At 35.3% G+C, this 15,569-nt stretch carries 16 protein-coding genes and 1 pseudogene; 12 read left to right on the top strand and 5 right to left on the bottom strand.

The features are described from left to right. Positions 1 to 31 precede the first annotated feature (31 nt). Positions 32 to 559 (bottom strand): DUF937 domain-containing protein, encoded by a 528-nt coding sequence (locus AC1W31_RS11060; protein ID WP_481734505.1) that lies wholly within the window; start codon positions 557 to 559, stop codon positions 32 to 34. Positions 560 to 663: 104 nt separating this feature from the next. On the opposite strand from AC1W31_RS11060, the gene AC1W31_RS11055 reads away from it, so the two are divergent. Beyond that, positions 664 to 1,101: a nuclease A inhibitor family protein gene (locus tag AC1W31_RS11055; RefSeq protein ID WP_481734504.1), complete on the top strand. Its 438-nt coding sequence runs from the start codon at positions 664 to 666 to the stop codon at positions 1,099 to 1,101. A 61-nt stretch (positions 1,102 to 1,162) separates the two neighbouring features. Here the strand turns inward: AC1W31_RS11055 and rplT are convergent, their stop codons facing one another. The 3 genes from rplT to AC1W31_RS11040 all read right to left on the bottom strand — a co-directional run bounded on the left by rplT (position 1,163) and on the right by AC1W31_RS11040 (position 2,778). Then, on the bottom strand, positions 1,163 to 1,507 hold the full coding sequence (gene rplT / locus AC1W31_RS11050) for a 50S ribosomal protein L20 (RefSeq protein WP_481734503.1): 345 nt from the start codon (positions 1,505 to 1,507) through the stop codon (positions 1,163 to 1,165). 229 nt (positions 1,508 to 1,736) lie between these two features. Next, complete coding sequence (gene rpmI / locus AC1W31_RS11045) at positions 1,737 to 1,931, bottom strand: 50S ribosomal protein L35 (protein ID WP_481734502.1); 195 nt, start codon at positions 1,929 to 1,931, stop codon at positions 1,737 to 1,739. 79 nt (positions 1,932 to 2,010) lie between these two features. Next, complete coding sequence (locus AC1W31_RS11040) at positions 2,011 to 2,778, bottom strand: hypothetical protein (protein WP_481734501.1); 768 nt, start codon at positions 2,776 to 2,778, stop codon at positions 2,011 to 2,013. A 160-nt stretch (positions 2,779 to 2,938) separates the two neighbouring features. Between AC1W31_RS11040 and AC1W31_RS11035 the strand changes: the two genes are divergently transcribed. From AC1W31_RS11035 to AC1W31_RS11010, 6 genes are all read left to right on the top strand, one after another. Then, on the top strand, positions 2,939 to 3,637 hold the full coding sequence (locus AC1W31_RS11035; RefSeq protein ID WP_481734500.1) for a Sir2 family NAD-dependent protein deacetylase: 699 nt from the start codon (positions 2,939 to 2,941) through the stop codon (positions 3,635 to 3,637). Positions 3,638 to 3,642: 5 nt separating this feature from the next. Then, the gene (locus tag AC1W31_RS11030; RefSeq protein ID WP_481734499.1) at positions 3,643 to 3,777 is read left to right on the top strand and encodes a hypothetical protein; all 135 of its coding nucleotides are present in this window, start codon (positions 3,643 to 3,645) and stop codon (positions 3,775 to 3,777) included. Between the two features lie 5 nt (positions 3,778 to 3,782). Further along, positions 3,783 to 4,235: a Uma2 family endonuclease gene (locus AC1W31_RS11025; protein ID WP_481734498.1), complete on the top strand. Its 453-nt coding sequence runs from the start codon at positions 3,783 to 3,785 to the stop codon at positions 4,233 to 4,235. A 28-nt stretch (positions 4,236 to 4,263) separates the two neighbouring features. Beyond that, positions 4,264 to 5,406 (top strand): iron-containing alcohol dehydrogenase, encoded by a 1,143-nt coding sequence (locus AC1W31_RS11020; RefSeq protein WP_481734497.1) that lies wholly within the window; start codon positions 4,264 to 4,266, stop codon positions 5,404 to 5,406. A gap of 78 nt (positions 5,407 to 5,484) precedes the next feature. After that, complete coding sequence (locus AC1W31_RS11015; RefSeq protein WP_481734496.1) at positions 5,485 to 5,892, top strand: EVE domain-containing protein; 408 nt, start codon at positions 5,485 to 5,487, stop codon at positions 5,890 to 5,892. 184 nt (positions 5,893 to 6,076) lie between these two features. Beyond that, on the top strand, positions 6,077 to 7,693 hold the full coding sequence (locus tag AC1W31_RS11010; protein ID WP_481734495.1) for a hypothetical protein: 1,617 nt from the start codon (positions 6,077 to 6,079) through the stop codon (positions 7,691 to 7,693). A 40-nt stretch (positions 7,694 to 7,733) separates the two neighbouring features. On the opposite strand, the gene AC1W31_RS11005 is transcribed toward AC1W31_RS11010, so the two are convergent. After that, positions 7,734 to 8,879 (bottom strand): glycerate kinase, encoded by a 1,146-nt coding sequence (locus AC1W31_RS11005; RefSeq protein ID WP_481734494.1) that lies wholly within the window; start codon positions 8,877 to 8,879, stop codon positions 7,734 to 7,736. Between the two features lie 86 nt (positions 8,880 to 8,965). On the opposite strand from AC1W31_RS11005, the gene AC1W31_RS11000 reads away from it, so the two are divergent. The 5 genes and pseudogenes from AC1W31_RS11000 to AC1W31_RS10980 form a co-directional block, all read left to right on the top strand. Then, a complete protein-coding gene (locus AC1W31_RS11000) occupies positions 8,966 to 9,862 on the top strand; it encodes a class I SAM-dependent methyltransferase (protein WP_481734493.1) in 897 nt (298 codons plus the stop codon). A 364-nt stretch (positions 9,863 to 10,226) separates the two neighbouring features. Next, the gene (locus AC1W31_RS10995) at positions 10,227 to 11,396 is read left to right on the top strand and encodes a tetratricopeptide repeat protein (protein ID WP_481734492.1); all 1,170 of its coding nucleotides are present in this window, start codon (positions 10,227 to 10,229) and stop codon (positions 11,394 to 11,396) included. A 102-nt stretch (positions 11,397 to 11,498) separates the two neighbouring features. Further along, positions 11,499 to 13,439 (top strand): threonine--tRNA ligase, encoded by a 1,941-nt coding sequence (gene thrS / locus AC1W31_RS10990; protein ID WP_481734491.1) that lies wholly within the window; start codon positions 11,499 to 11,501, stop codon positions 13,437 to 13,439. A 219-nt stretch (positions 13,440 to 13,658) separates the two neighbouring features. Next, positions 13,659 to 14,219 (top strand): translation initiation factor IF-3, encoded by a 561-nt coding sequence (infC, locus tag AC1W31_RS10985; protein ID WP_481734490.1) that lies wholly within the window; start codon positions 13,659 to 13,661, stop codon positions 14,217 to 14,219. Positions 14,220 to 14,312: 93 nt separating this feature from the next. Next, positions 14,313 to 15,569, top strand: a pseudogene (locus AC1W31_RS10980) (hypothetical protein); the annotation flags it as partial.

The following is a 15,569-nucleotide window of genomic DNA, read 5'->3' as shown; positions in this document are numbered from 1 at the left end:
ACCCCACTTCAAAATATCATTAATTTAAAGTTTATTTTCCGCCAAACAATCCACCAAGAAGACCACCTAAACCGCCACCACCTTGTTGCCCACCACCCATGAATTTACCAGCGATATTCATCACATCATTCATATCCACTTTTCCATCTGCCATCACGCCCATAATATCGCTCATATTAAAAGCAGAATTATTTGGGTCATTTGTTTGAGAAATCATTGAACCCATAACACCAGGAAGTACTTGTGATACGATTCCAGCAGCAGCACTATTACCCATGCCGAATTTTGTCATTAAACCACTGATTGCTTGTTGAGCAATACCCGCTACGATTGGATTTGACATTAATCCACCAGCTGATGTACCCGATTGACCACCAAGTAATCCCGCTAATCCAGCCATTCCACCTTGTCCGCCTTGTGCTTGTTGTTGCATTCCGCCCGTAATTGCTCCTAAAATCGTTTGCATCGCATCGTTGTTATGTTCGTTAGGTATGGCGGGATTATTAACGATTGCCTCTTGAGAATGGTCTTGAATCAGACCCATTAGTTGTTCTAACATTTTTGTTTTTTTTAATGTGATTATTTTTCAATATTATTACAATTATAGATAGACTTTTTCTAATTTCAAGAATTATTCTAACGTTTATTTTAAATTGCGTGTTTATGACAACTAAAACCACCTTTGAGTCACAAATTCAGGAAAATATTTCTTTAAAAGAGCAAATAAATTTTTTAACAGCCGATTTATTGTATCCTTCTGAATCTGACGAGAAAATTGTATATTTTGAAATGGAACTTTCGACGGCAGGAAACTTGTCATTGGCGAATTTTAGGATGTTCAACGGAATTCCTCCCGAGGTAACAATTCAAGAAATTGATTTTGAAAAATTCTTTGCGCCCCTGATTAAAATAGAAGATTGGTTTGGCGATGATGAGAAAAAATGGGCGGAGGATAGCCTAAAGTTGAAACAATTACTTTCGGATAAATTAAAAGAAATAAAAATTTTTAAGGTGGGCGAGATACAAATTGATGTTTACCTTTTTGGAAAAGCAGAAAAATGCAAATGGACAGGATTAAAAACCAAAATCATCGAGACTTAATCCGTAATCTGCGTTCCATTTGTACAAAAAAAGAGCGATTCAAATGAACCGCTCTAATTTTCTATTTTATTGATGCTGTAACTGCTTTGAACGCCTCTGGGTTGTTCATTGCTAAATCAGCTAATACTTTTCTATTCAACTCAATACCTTTTGCATGAACCTTACCCATAAATACTGAGTAAGACATTCCTTCCTGACGTGCCGCAGCGTTGATACGCTGAATCCACAATGAGCGGAAGTCTCTTTTCTTAACCTTACGGTCACGGTAAGCATATTGAAGACCTTTTTCAATCTTATTTTTTGCTACTGTCCATACGTTTTTACCTCTTCCGTAAAAACCTTTGGCTAATTTGATGATTTTTTTACGTCTTGCTCTTGACGCTACGTGATTGACGCTACGTGGCATAATTTTGTTTGTTTTTTGAAATTTGGCGGTAAATGTTTACACTTAATGGGCCAATCTTCTGGTTGAACAATAACTAAAATTAGGGATTATGGATTTGGGTTAAGGATTAGTTGAAAACTATATTCCTTTCCTTACATCTTAACACCTAAAAGGTACTGATAAATTTGAATTAGATGTTCTTTTCAAAACTGATACCTAAAACCTACTACCTCATACCTCAAAACAGATATTACATAACTAACATTAAAGTTACTCTGTTCATATCTGCTGAACTTACTAACGTTGCGTGAACTAAGTTACGCTTACGTTTCGTAGATTTTTTAGTAAGAATGTGGCTATGGTAAGCGTGTTTACGCTTGATTTTGCCGGTTCCTGTAACCTTGAAGCGTTTTTTAGCTCCAGATTTGGTTTTAATTTTTGGCATTTCTGTTAAATGTTTAAAAAATGAAAAGTATTGATTTTATAAAATAGAGTGCAAAGATACGGAAAATACAAATACAAAATTAAAAATACTCTTCAAAACGTTCGTAAAGCGTAGTAATGTAATTTCTATTGCCATTTGGGTTTCGTAAACTCTTGGTAAATTCATACCAATATCCATCGCCAATTGAGATAAATTTACCCAATGTTTGTGGCTCTTTTTTAGTAGCTTTGTCGGTTAAAAATTCACCAATAAATACCTGTCCCAACAAATCACTGGCTTCTTCCCAAGGCAAACTTCTGCTTGTTTTCTCGCCATTTATTTCGGTGAAAGCCTCCACTTTTCTATCGGTATAATGAAGTATTAATTCAAAAATAGAAATTTTATTATTTGACCCTAAGTTTTTGAAAATCAGTTTGAAAGGACTTTCTTTTCCATACGTTTCATAAACGGTTTGCGCCAATTCTTGCAACAGATATTCCCATTCTTCTTGATTTTGGGGATTTCCGAAAGGTTGTTCATTAATGGATAATTCCAGAAAATTTTGTTCTTCCTTTAATCCTTTTTTATTGGATTTTTCGGGTGTGAAAGCCAATAATTTCAAAATAGGTTGTTTCCAAGCATTGGAGATTTCGCCCGCCCATGCAAGGTCTTCTTCCCCATTAAAACCTTCTTCCAAAATTTCTTCGTCCGTCAACTCATCTCTGTAAGTATAGGCGATTTCAAATTTTGTATCAATAAAATCCTTCTTAAAATCGAATGTGAGTAATATTTGATGTGAAAACGGTGGAGGTAAAATGTCCGACGTTTCAAATTTTATTTCTAAATGTTTAAGTTCTTCTAATTTCATACTACATAATTTATTGTTCTCTGAATCAATTGTAGGACAAAGATACTAAGCCTTTTACCGATTGAAGTTGTTTGGGACTTATTGAAGAATAGTTTTTCAAAAAAAAGTGTAAATTTGGAAAATTTAATCCATGTAAACTTGATTTATCCCTATTAAGAAAATGAAAAAAACATTAGTAGTTTTAACAGGAGCGGGTATTTCTGCCGAAAGTGGGGTTGCTACCTTCCGGGATTCAAATGGACTATGGGAAAATCATTCTATTGAAGACGTTGCTACGCCACAAGGTTGGGCCAAAAATCCCAAATTGGTTCAGCGTTTTTATAATGCAAGACGTCAGCAATTGCCCACGGTTGTACCCAACGAAGGACATAAAATTTTGGCTAAATTGGAAAAATACTTCAATGTCAAAATCGTTACCCAAAACGTAGATGATTTGCATGAACGTGGAGGGTCATTAAATGTGCTTCATTTGCACGGGCAACTCACCCAAGCCAGAGGCTCACAGGATAAGGATAAAATTTACGACATTGGTTATAATTCTATCGAAATGGGAGATTTGGCTGAAGATGGTACGCAAATGCGACCACATATTGTGTGGTTTGGGGAGGATGTTCCCGAAATAATAAATGCAGTAGAATTAGCCGCTGAGGCGGATATTTTTGTGGTTGTAGGCACTTCAATGCAAGTTTATCCCGCAGCAAGTTTAGTGAATTATGTGGGTATAAAAGTACCTATTTATATCATTGACCCCAAAAAACCTGATATTGAGTTAACTGAAAATATGAGTTATATTCAAGCGGGCGGGGGAGAAGGTTTGCAACAATTATTTGAAATTTTAACTGAGAATTTTAAATCTTAACTACTATGACTGTTTCAGTTTTAAATCGTGCCGACAATTCTATCAATCTTTATGACAGAGAGATTGATGACGATGAATTCTTTGAATTATGCCAAAGAAACCCTGAACACAAATTTGAAAAAAATCTGACGGAACAATAGTTATTATGCCAAATACGGGAGAGAAAACAGCAAAAAGAAATTCCAAAATTAATCTAAAATTATCTTTGTGGGAAGAAGAAAACGGTGGAAATGTTTTTGATTCTTCAACCGCCTTCATTTTTCCGAATGGGGCAAGTCGTTCTCCTGATGCGGCATGGGTGAGTGATGAACTTTGGAATACTTTGAGTGACACTGAACAAGATAAATTTCCAAAAATCAGTCCTGAATTTGTGATTGAATTGATGTCTCCGAGTGATAAAATGAAAGACGCAAAAATGAAAATGTTGGAATATATTGATAACGGTGTTCAATTGGCGTGGTTAATAAATTCAAGCGAAGAAGAAGTTCATATCTTCCGAGCTGATGGCACAATTTCAAAGGTTAATGGTTTTGATAATACCTTGTCGGGAGAAGCAATTTTGAAGGATTCTGAGTTCAAATTGAATCTATTACGATAATAACAAGTTATCTCTCTAAATATAATTTATGAAAAACTTCACATCCAGCAACCCTACAAAACTACTTTTTGGAAAAGGTGTTGTTTCAAAATTAGGGTCATTCTCTAAAAAATTAGGCTCGAAAGCGGTTATCATGATTGGTAAAGGCTCGGTAAAACATAATGGAATTTTGGATGCGGTTACCGAACAGTTAACATCCGTTGGAACTGAATTTGTCTTGTTTGAGGGCATTAAATCTAATCCAATTTTTCAAGATGTTGATGCCTGCATTAGCATTGCTCGTGAATTTCAAGCCGATCAAATTATTGCCATTGGGGGAGGTTCAGTCATTGATTCTGCCAAAGCGGTTGCCGTCGGTTTTTTCCATGATGGAACCGTTTGGGATATTTGTTCGAGTGGAATTAAGGCCAAAGAAGCATTACCAATTTTATGTGTTCTGACCTTAGCGGCTACTGGCACGGAAATGAACATGTTTTCTGTAATTCAGAATGATGAAACGGGTCAAAAATTGGGTTGGGGTAGTGATTTAGTGTATCCAAAAGTATCATTTCTTGATCCTGAGTTTACATTTTCTGTTCCTAAAACCTATACTTCTTACGGCGTTTCAGATTTAATTGCGCATACATTTGAACAATATTTTGAACCAACCTCTTCTCCACTTTCTGACCATTTAGCTACGGATATTATCAAATTAGCTTTTGAATACGGAAAGCAAGTAATTGATAATCCAAATGATTATGAAGCTCGTTCCAATATTTTATGGTTGGCAACTGTCGCTTTAAATGGCTCATTATCAGCGGGTAAACAAGGCGGTGACTGGGGCGTTCACGGTTTTGAGCATTCGTTGAGTGTATTGTACGACATTCCACACGGTGCGGGACTTTCCATTATTTATCCTGCGTGGATGAAAACTTATTTTTCAGAAATAGAATCAAAATTAGATTTCATGGCTCAACGGGTTTTGGGAGAAAGCAAAAAGGCTCAAGATTTTATTGATGCATATGAAGCGTTTTCTAAAAGTATTGATTCGCCAACTCATTTATCACAAGTTGATATTAAATCAGACCAAGAAAGTAGAATTGTTGAAAATCTCGTGGCAAATAAAGTTTCAGGGGCTTTCTTTCAACAGAATGAAGAAACATATCACAAGATGTTGGGTTTAATGTGGTAAGTAAGTCTGTGCGACTAAGTCGTTTAGTCAAAATAGTATTACGAAAAATCAAAATTTAGTATTAAAAATTATTAAAATATGAATTATTGGCTCGTAAAATCAGAACCATTCAAATATTCTTGGGATGATTTAGTAAATCAGGGCATCGGCGTTTGGGATGGTGTACGCAATTATCAGGCACGTAACAATTTGAAAGCCATGCAATTAGGTGATTTGGTTTTCTTCTATCATTCAAATGAGGGCTTAGAAATTGTTGGGTTAGCTAAGGTTGTAAAAGAATTTTACCAAGACCCCACCACTGAAGATAATCGTTGGGTGGTGGTTGAATTAGCACCCGTTGAAAAGTTGCCAAAATCAGTTACGCTCAAACAAATTAAAGCCGATGAAAGATTGCAAAATATCGGTTTAATTAAACAAATGAGACTTTCGGTTACAGCTATTCGTCCAGAAGAATTTGATATGATTCTTGGTTTAGCGCACGACTAATTAGGGGTTGGGATTGAGTTAATAAAGCCATGCCTTGATTATTTAAAATTGAAATAATGTTGAAATAAATCTGAAACTTAAAAATTATGAATTTTGGAAAAAGGCAACATTTAGGGATTAAAATAAAAAGTCGTGTCAAGCGTTTTAAATCTAATATTTTCAAAATTATTAACCATCAATATCCATGAAAACTATAATTAATCGCACCGTATTAATCTTTATGCTGGCGATAATGAGTCAATTTTCTCAGGCTCAAAGTGTTAAACGTGTCGAAATTCCAGTATCTTCAAATAGCACTGAAGTTTTTACCATTCCGCTTAACCAACAAGGAGTTATTGTTTTAAATCAAATTAATAAAACGAATTATACGCTTACAAGATACGATACAAATCTTGACCGACTTTGGATGGTGAACGGTACGATGGATGCCAGTTTAGACTATGTAAAACATTCGTACGACGGCAAAAATTTGTATTTACTTTTCAGTAGATATAGAAGTAACGTGTATGAAGTGGTGAAAGTAAATATTGGTCCTGGGTTCATTGAAAAATATCAAATCATGTCGGTTGATAGAATGGAAGTATCTGATTTTCAGGCCTTAAATTCTTCGGTTTTTATTGGTGGTGTAGTTAATTCACAACCTGTAATTCTATTTACTAATTTGAATGAACGCAAAACTAAAGTACTTCCGAGTGCTTTGAAAAATCAAGCTGAGATTCAATCGATGGAATTAGATACCACTTCAGAAATTCTGAATGTTACCTACGCAGTAGGTACGAAAGGGAAAAATTATCAATTGGTTTTGAAGTCGTTTGATGATAATGGAAAGCAGATTTCTCAAGTTGCCATGGACCCTGACAATGAATTTGCGATGATGAATGGACGCTTAAATTTAGTATCGGATTCAACTGAAGTTATGTTTGGAACGTATGGTCACAAAAATTCAATTGGCTCTTCTCGTGGACCTACTTCGCAAGGGATTTATTTTTCTAAATTAACCGATAATGAAGTTACGGATGTGAAATTTCATAGTTTTACGGAATTTAAAAATTTCTTTAATTTCATGCCCGACAGACAGCGTGAAAGACAAGAGAAAAAAATTCAAGATAAAAAGGATAAAGGGGGAGATTTGCGTTTAGATTATCGTCTTTTAGTGCATGATATTATTAAAAAAGATGGCAATTATATTATGGTTGCTGAGGCATTTTATGCAGATTATCGTTATAATAATTATAATCCTTACGGAATGAATAACGGCATGAATAGTTGGAGCAGCTTTGGAAGTCCGTACAGTTCTTTTTATAATCCTTATCGTTGGGGATACGGTAATTATGGATTGTACTCTCCTTTCAGTTCTTATTATTCACCCTGGGGTTGGGGCAATCGTAACTACAATAATTCACAGACTTTTGATGGTTGGGTTTATACACACGCAGTGGTTGCGGCATTTGATGAAAAGGGAAATCTTTTGTGGGACAATAGCATTGAACTGAAAGATGTAAAAGAGCAAAAATTAACTGAAAAAGTAAAAGCATCAATTAAAGGAGATGAAATTGTACTTTCTTACAGTAATAAAGGTCAAATTTTTACGAAAATTATTCAAGCCGAAAAGGTGTTGGAAGATACCCAAAAGAAACCGATTGATACGCAATTAGAGGGTGATAAAGTTAAACAAACGACTTCTGATAACATTGATTTTTGGTACAATAATTATTTCTTAGCTTCTGGTTATCAAAAGATTAGTAATGATCAAGAAGGTGGAAAACGTAGTGTTTATTATTTGAATAAGGTTTCGTTTTAAGGAAATGATTTTTACGTAAAAAGCGCTAAAATTAATTATTTTAGCGCTTTTTTAATGCCATTCCCTTCAATAATTTCCCCAATAATGCCCCATGATTTTCAACTAATTCTGAAGCATTTTTTAGCGCTTTTTCCAAATTCATTGGTTCATTCAAAATGGAAGAGGCGAACAAAATTCCTTCCTGCGGAATAATACTATCAACATCTTGTAACGTTCCACAAACTAAAATTACGGGTGTTTGAGTCATTTTAGCCTGTAAAACCAATTGAGAAATTAGTTTCCCTTGCCACGTTTGACAATCAATTTTTCCTTCCCCCGTAATGAGGATATCGGCATTTTTTAATTTATTTTCGACTTGATTTACCCCTAAAATCCATTCCCCTGCCGATTTTATTTCAGCGTTTAAAAAGCAAACTGCACCGCCCCCAATTCCACCGCCCGCACCACTGCCAGCCACGGTTTGCAAATCTACCTTAAATTCCTCTTTTATAAGTTCATTGATGCTTTTTAAACCAAAATCCAATATTTCAACGGCTTTTTCATCCGCTCCTTTTTGGGGTGAAAAGACGTAAGCAGCGCCATCTTTTCCGTAAAAAGGATTCGTTACGTCAGTGGCTACAATAATTTTTGTGTGTGATAATTTGGCGTGTTTATGATTAGAATTGATCGTAAAAATTTCACCCAAATTTTTACCGATTGGTTCAAGATTTGCCTCATTTTTATCTAAAAATTCATAGCCTAAAGCGGAAGCCATTCCGACTCCTGCATCGTTGGTGGCACTTCCTCCAACGGTCAGTATAATTTCTTTAGCTCCTTTTTCGAGGGCATTTTTGATTAGTTCACCCGTTCCAAAAGTGTTGGTAATGAGACAATTGCGTTCGTTTTGTGTTAATAATTCAATTCCTGAAGCCCTTGCCATTTCAATAATGGCCGTTTTTTTTTCTTCTATCCAAAGATAAGTGGCCTTAATTTTTCGAGACAATGGGTCATGTACTTCACAATTTATAAGTTCTCCACCCCAAACCGATTGTAATGTTTCCAGTGTGCCTTCTCCACCATCCGCCAAAGGCAAAATTTCGATTTCTGCGTTGGAGAAGGTGCGTAAAATTCCTCGCTTCAAACCATCACAGACCGCTTTTGCGGTGAGTGAATCTTTGAATTTGTCAGTTGCAATTAAGATTTTCATGTAAATAATTTAGAATTTTCTTTGGAATAAAATTACTCATTTGAAATTTAATGTTTTTACTTTTGTGTTCAGAAATTAATATTTTCATGCAAAACGAAACAATACAGCTCCAAACACCCCAGAATTGGAAAGAATATCAATTAATAGATTCGGGAGGATTTGAGAAATTAGAAAAATTTGGTAAATATATTCTTCGTCGTCCAGAACCACAGGCGGCTTGGGATAAATCTATGCCCGACTCGGAGTGGGAACGAACCGCTCATGCTACTTTCAAAAAGGAAAAAGGTTCGCAAGAAAAAGGGGAGTGGATTTTGAAAAAAGGGATGGAAGACCGTTGGTTCATGAATTATAAAACGGATGATTTAGACCTTAATTTCAAATTGGCTTTATCGTCTTTCAAACACGTTGGGATTTTTCCAGAACAAGCTTCTAATTGGGATTATATTCAACAAAAAGTTAAGAAATTGCCTTTCGGAAAACCAAAAATTCTTAACCTTTTTGCCTACACAGGGGGTGCATCATTAGCAGCCAAGCAAGCAGGCGCAGATATTACTCACGTAGATTCGATAAAACAGGTTATTTCATGGTCACGGGAAAATATGGAAGCCAGTGCTTTGGATAATATTCGTTGGGTAGTGGAAGATGCCTTGAAATTTGTAAAAAGAGAAGCAAAAAGAGGAAATATTTATAATGGAATAATTCTGGACCCACCTGCTTACGGTCGTGGACCCGATGGCGAAAGATGGATTCTGGAAGAACAAATCAATGAATTACTGAAAACAGTCGAGCAGATTTTGGATAAAGAAAACTACTTTCTCATTTTAAATATGTATTCCTTGGGCTTCTCTTCCTTAATTGTTGAAAATTTGGTAAAATGTTCTTTCCCTCAATCGTTAAATCACGAATTTGGCGAGTTATATTTGAATGATAGTTTCGATAAAAAGTTGCCGTTGGGCGTTTATTACCGTTTTGCCAGTGTATAAAAAAAGCACATCGTTTGGGATGTGCTAATGTTTTACTTAGGTTAATTGGCTAAAACTTCCATAGCCTTTAACACAATAAGGAAAATTACGAAATAGTAAACTTTTTTCATCTGTGGTTGGTATTTGAGGGTGGTTAATATTCTGACACAAAGCTACTTAGTTTTTTTATTTAATGAAAAAAAGATGGCAAATTTTTGTATTTTTTTTCTAAAACTGACAATTATCAATATCTGCCTCAAAAAATAGTAATTTCATGGTTAAATAAACGCAGGAATGCCATTTTTATGTAGTTTTTCAATGTTTTTTTCATGACAAAAATCAAGTATATCCATCAAAATTGTTGCGAACTTTGTAATTTTGAACCATGAATAAACATTTGCTTATATTTTTTCAAATAGCCACTTGCCTGTATTTTTTTAGTTCATGTATTTCTGAATCAAAAAAAGGTTTGTTGATTCCGCCTGTGCCAGAAGTAAATGAAATTGCCCGAAGGCAAGCGGCCATTGCCTTTTTGTCGGATGCCATAGATGCTTCTCCTAACAGTTCCGAAAATTATTATAAAAGAGCCATTTTATATCTTGAAAATGGAAAAACCAATGAGGCGCTGGAGGATATTAATAATGCAATAAGTATAAAACCCAATGTTGGTAACTATTTTCAAGCAAAAGCACTTATTTTAAGAGATTCGCAACAGGCTCAATTGGCCTTGGAAGCAGCCTCAAAAGCCGAAGTATTAGATGCAGAATCTCCAGAACTTTATACACTTTTAGGTGATTTATACCAACAATTAGGACAATACGAAAAGTCAAAAGCTTACCTCAGAAAAGCACTCCAAATATCTCCTAATAACGGTGAAACATACTTTTATCAAGGAGAAATATCCGCAAAAATGGCTGATACTGTTACGGCTTTGGTATTATATCAGCAGGCTTTGAGTCTGAAACCAAGTTTTTTGCCCGCTTATTTGAAATTAATTCAGGTGCATACCAACTTAAAACAGTATGATTTGGCCTTGCTTTACAGTAGCGAAGCCATAAAATACCACCCCAAAAGTGCTTCTCTTTATTTTCAACGAGGAAATACTTATCAAAGAGCTTGGAAGATGGATAGTGCTGTTATGTGTTATAATCGAGCCATTGCATTGGATACAAATTTGGTTCAAGCAAGTTTTAGCACGGGTATTATTTACTTTAAAACTCGGGCGTATCGATTGGCTTTACCTTTTTTTGAGAGAACGCTAAAACATAATCCTAAATACCCAGATGCTAAATTTTTCGTGGCACAATGTTTGGAATATACTGGTGAATATGTGAAAGCTGAGGAATTATATAACCAGATGTTAGTGGAAAATAATCAGGATTATAAAGCCTTGGGGGGTATTACAAGAGTTCAGCGAAAAGAAATTTACGGCGACTATATTCCGAATGAAGATTTGAAATATGATACCACTTCATTTCCAAAATTTGAAATGCCTAAGCGGTCAATTATTGATACTAATTCAGTAAGACCCATGTTGCCGAAAGGAATAAATTAAGAAAATGAACTTTAAAATTAAAATTATACGGAGAATTTGAACTGAAAAGTTATTTGTAAGGCTTTGAATTTCAAGCAGTAAACCTCCATAAACACAAACAAAATGATTAAAATTAAATTACCAGACGGTAGTGTCAGAGAGTATGCTCAGGGAACAACTGGGATGGACATTGCTCTCAGTATTTCGGAAGGATTAGCCCGAAATGTATTAGCTGCAAAAGTAAATGGCAAAGTTGTGGATGCTTCAACGCCAATTAATGAGGATTCTGATTTTCAACTACTTACTTGGAATGATACTGACGGAAAGGCAACTTTTTGGCACTCATCTGCTCACCTTTTAGCCGAGGCGATTGAGTCGCTTTATCCAGGAACAAAATTTGGAATTGGGCCAGCGATTGAAACGGGTTTTTATTATGACATTGACATGGGCGAAAAAATGCTCGGACAAGAAGATTTTAAAAAGATTGAAGACAAAGTCTTGGAATTAGCTCGTCAAAAGAATTCATATCAACGTTCGGCCGTTTCAAAAGCGGATGCGATTGCTTATTTCACCGATAAAGGGGATGAATATAAATTAGAATTGTTGGAAGGTCTGGAAGATGGTTCTATTACTTTTTATCGACAAGGAAATTTTACTGATTTATGTCGTGGACCGCACATTCCAAATACTGGATTTGTAAAGGCCGTCAAATTAATGAGTGTTGCAGGAGCTTATTGGCGTGGAGATATTTCACGCAAACAGATGACTCGTGTTTATGCCGTTACTTTTCCAAAACTGAAGGAATTAGAAGAATATTTAGTGCTTTTAGAGGAAGCAAAACGCCGTGACCACCGTAAATTGGGTAAGGAATTAGAATTATTTGCTTTCTCTGAAAAAGTGGGAATGGGTTTACCATTGTGGTTGCCTAAAGGTGCCATGTTGCGTGAACGCTTAGAAAGTTTCTTACGTAGAGCGCAGGTTCGAGCGGGATATTTACCCGTGATTACACCGCATATTGCCTCAAAAGAACTATACGTTACTTCTGGTCATTACGCAAAATATGGTGCCGATTCATTTCAACCAATTCGTACGCCAGATGAAGGAGAAGAGTTTTTCCTGAAACCAATGAATTGTCCGCATCACTGCGAAATTTACAAGACTAAGCCACGTAGTTACCGTGATTTGCCTTTAAGATTGGCAGAATTTGGAACCGTTTATCGTTACGAACAATCGGGAGAATTACACGGTTTGACTCGTGTACGTGGATTTACGCAGGATGATGCGCATATTTTCTGTCGTCCCGACCAAGTGGAGGATGAATTTATGAAAGTAATTGATTTGGTAATTTATGTTTTCAAGGCATTAGGATTTGATAATTATTCGGCCCAAATATCGCTTCGTGATCCAGAAAATAAAGAAAAATATATTGGTAAAGATGAAGATTGGGATAAAGCGGAGGCATCAATTATTAAATCGGCGGCGGCAAAAGGCTTACCAACGGTAGTAGAATTGGGCGAGGCAGCATTTTATGGGCCTAAGTTAGATTTTATGGTGAAAGATGCACTGGGTAGAAAATGGCAATTAGGTACTATCCAAGTTGATTATCAATTACCTCAACGTTTTGAATTAGAATATACTGGTTCTGATAATCAAAAACACTGTCCCGTAATGATTCATAGGGCGCCATTTGGGTCGTTGGAGCGTTTTATTGCAATTTTAATTGAAAATACGGCGGGGAATTTTCCTTTGTGGCTTTCCCCTGAACAATTGGCAGTTTTGCCAATTTCTGAGAAATACGAAGACTATGCCAATGAAGTGTTTTTAAGATTGCAAGAACAAGATTTAAGAGGATATATTGACCATAGAGACGAAAAAATTGGTCGTAAAATTCGTGATGCAGAAATTAATAAATTGCCATTCATGCTGATTGTGGGCGAAAAAGAATCTGAACAAGGAATGGTTTCGGTTCGTAAGAAGGGGGAAGGCGATTTAGGAATGATGACCATTGAAGAATTTACGAAGATTGCTAACGAAGAAATAAACAAAAATATAGTAAAATTTTGAGGCATTTAAGTTTTAAGAATTGCAATTTTTAGCAATTCTTAAAACTTAAAAATATTACGTTTGAAAATGCTTGTTTTTTTTGTTTTTTGTATTAGATTTCGATAGAAAATTTAAAAAAAGCTGAAATTGTAACTTTTTTGAGTAATTTGCAGTTCATTAAATAGTAATATTAGGGAAACCTATAAATGTAAATATTTTAAAACCAATCATTTAGCGAATATGGCGTTACGCCCCAACAACAATTTTAGAAATAATCGTAGAGAAGAAGAACCTTACAGAATCAATAATCTCATTAAAGGCGTGCTGGAAGTGCGTTTAGTCGGAGAAAATGTTGAACAAGGTACAATGGATTTCAAAAAAGCCCTTGAAATTGCACAAGGTCAAGGTTTAGACTTAGTTGAAATCTCTCCAAAAGCCGTTCCACCCGTTTGCCGGGTTACGGATTATGCAAAGTTCAAATACGAAAAAAAGAAAAAGAAAAAAGAAATTAAAGCCAATGCTGCTAAAACAGTTTTGAAAGAAATTCGTTTCGGTCCAAATACAGATGATCACGACTTTAATTTTAAACTGAAGCACGCAATTAATTTCTTGAAAGAAGGAGCTAAAGTGAAGGCTTATGTTCATTTTGTGGGTCGTTCAATTGTTTTTAAAGAAAGAGGAGAAATTTTATTATTAAATTTTGCCAAAGGCTTAGAGGAGTTTGGAAAGGCAGACGAAATGCCACGATTAGAAGGAAAAAGAATGTCAATTATGTTTTCTCCTAAAGAAAAGAAAAAATAGTCATTTATATTTAGTAATATTCCCTTTCAATCCTCACAAAAGGAGGGAAGGGAATTTTTTTTTGTTACGGTTTCCACTTTTGCTAAAATTCTTATGAAAAAATACATACTTCTATCCATTTTGACAATTATTTTTTTTCATAATTATGGACAAAACCCTTCCTCTTTGAAGTGGTCCCAGATACAAACAAAACATTTTAGACTTATTTTTCCAGCCCAAATTTCTTTAACCGCCAATCGGACGGCCAATGTGTTGGAGACTGTCTATCAACCAGTTAGTAAAAGTTTACGACATCAACCTCGTCCAATTTCTATCATTTTACAAAATCAAACCAGCGAATCCAATGGTTTTGTATCCCTGTTGCCACGCCGTTCTGAATTCTTTACTACACCTCCGCAAGATTATACACTATTGGGGAATAATAATTGGTTAGATTTATTGGCAGTTCATGAGTTTAGACACGTTGTGCAATACGATAAAGCAATAACTGGAGCGACAAAATTGGTGTATAATTTACTGGGAAATAATGGCTTTGCAGCAACCACTTCATTAACGGTTCCAAATTGGTTTTGGGAAGGCGATGCTGTAGGAATGGAATCGTCATTGACTGCTTCGGGTCGAGGAAGAATTCCAAGTTTTGATATGGCTTTACGTACTCAATTACTCACGAAAGAATCTTATTCGTATTCAAAAGCGGTTTGTTTGTCCTACAAAGATTTTATTCCTAATCATTACGTAAGTGGATATTTTATGACTACTTATCTCAAAAATAAGTACGGAGTCGATGCTTGGGATAAAATATTAGAAGGAACTTACAAAATGCCTTTTTATCCTTTTTCTTTTTCAAATAATATTAAAAGGATTACAGGTTTAAAAACAGAACAGCTTTATAGTCAGGCCTTTAAAGATATTTCGGAGCAGTGGAAAAATCAAATTGCAGAAATAATTGAAACACCAGTCGAAACTTATAAAACGACTAATAATAAATATTTTACAAATTATGAATATCCACAAATGTTGCCCGATGGAAGAGTTTTGGCCTTAAAATCTGGTCTTTCTGATATTCAACAATTGGTGATTTTAGATGAAATTCAAGCAGAAGAAAAGGTTTTGCAATTGGGTATTTTTAATGACGCAAAAATGCTTTCCGTTGCTGGAACAAAAGTGGTTTGGTCTGAATTTAATTACGATGCTCGTTGGACAGAAAGAGACTATTCAGTTATAAAACTTTATGACTTTAACACGGGTAAAACCAAAAGTATTACTCATAAATCTAAGTTAACTTCACCGTCGTTGTCACCCGATGGAACAAAAATTTGTGCGATTGAAAATGCAGTTGAAAATAAATGT

Source organism: Arcicella sp., assembly GCF_964672035.1.
This window is presented reverse-complemented; position numbering and strand designations above follow the sequence as displayed.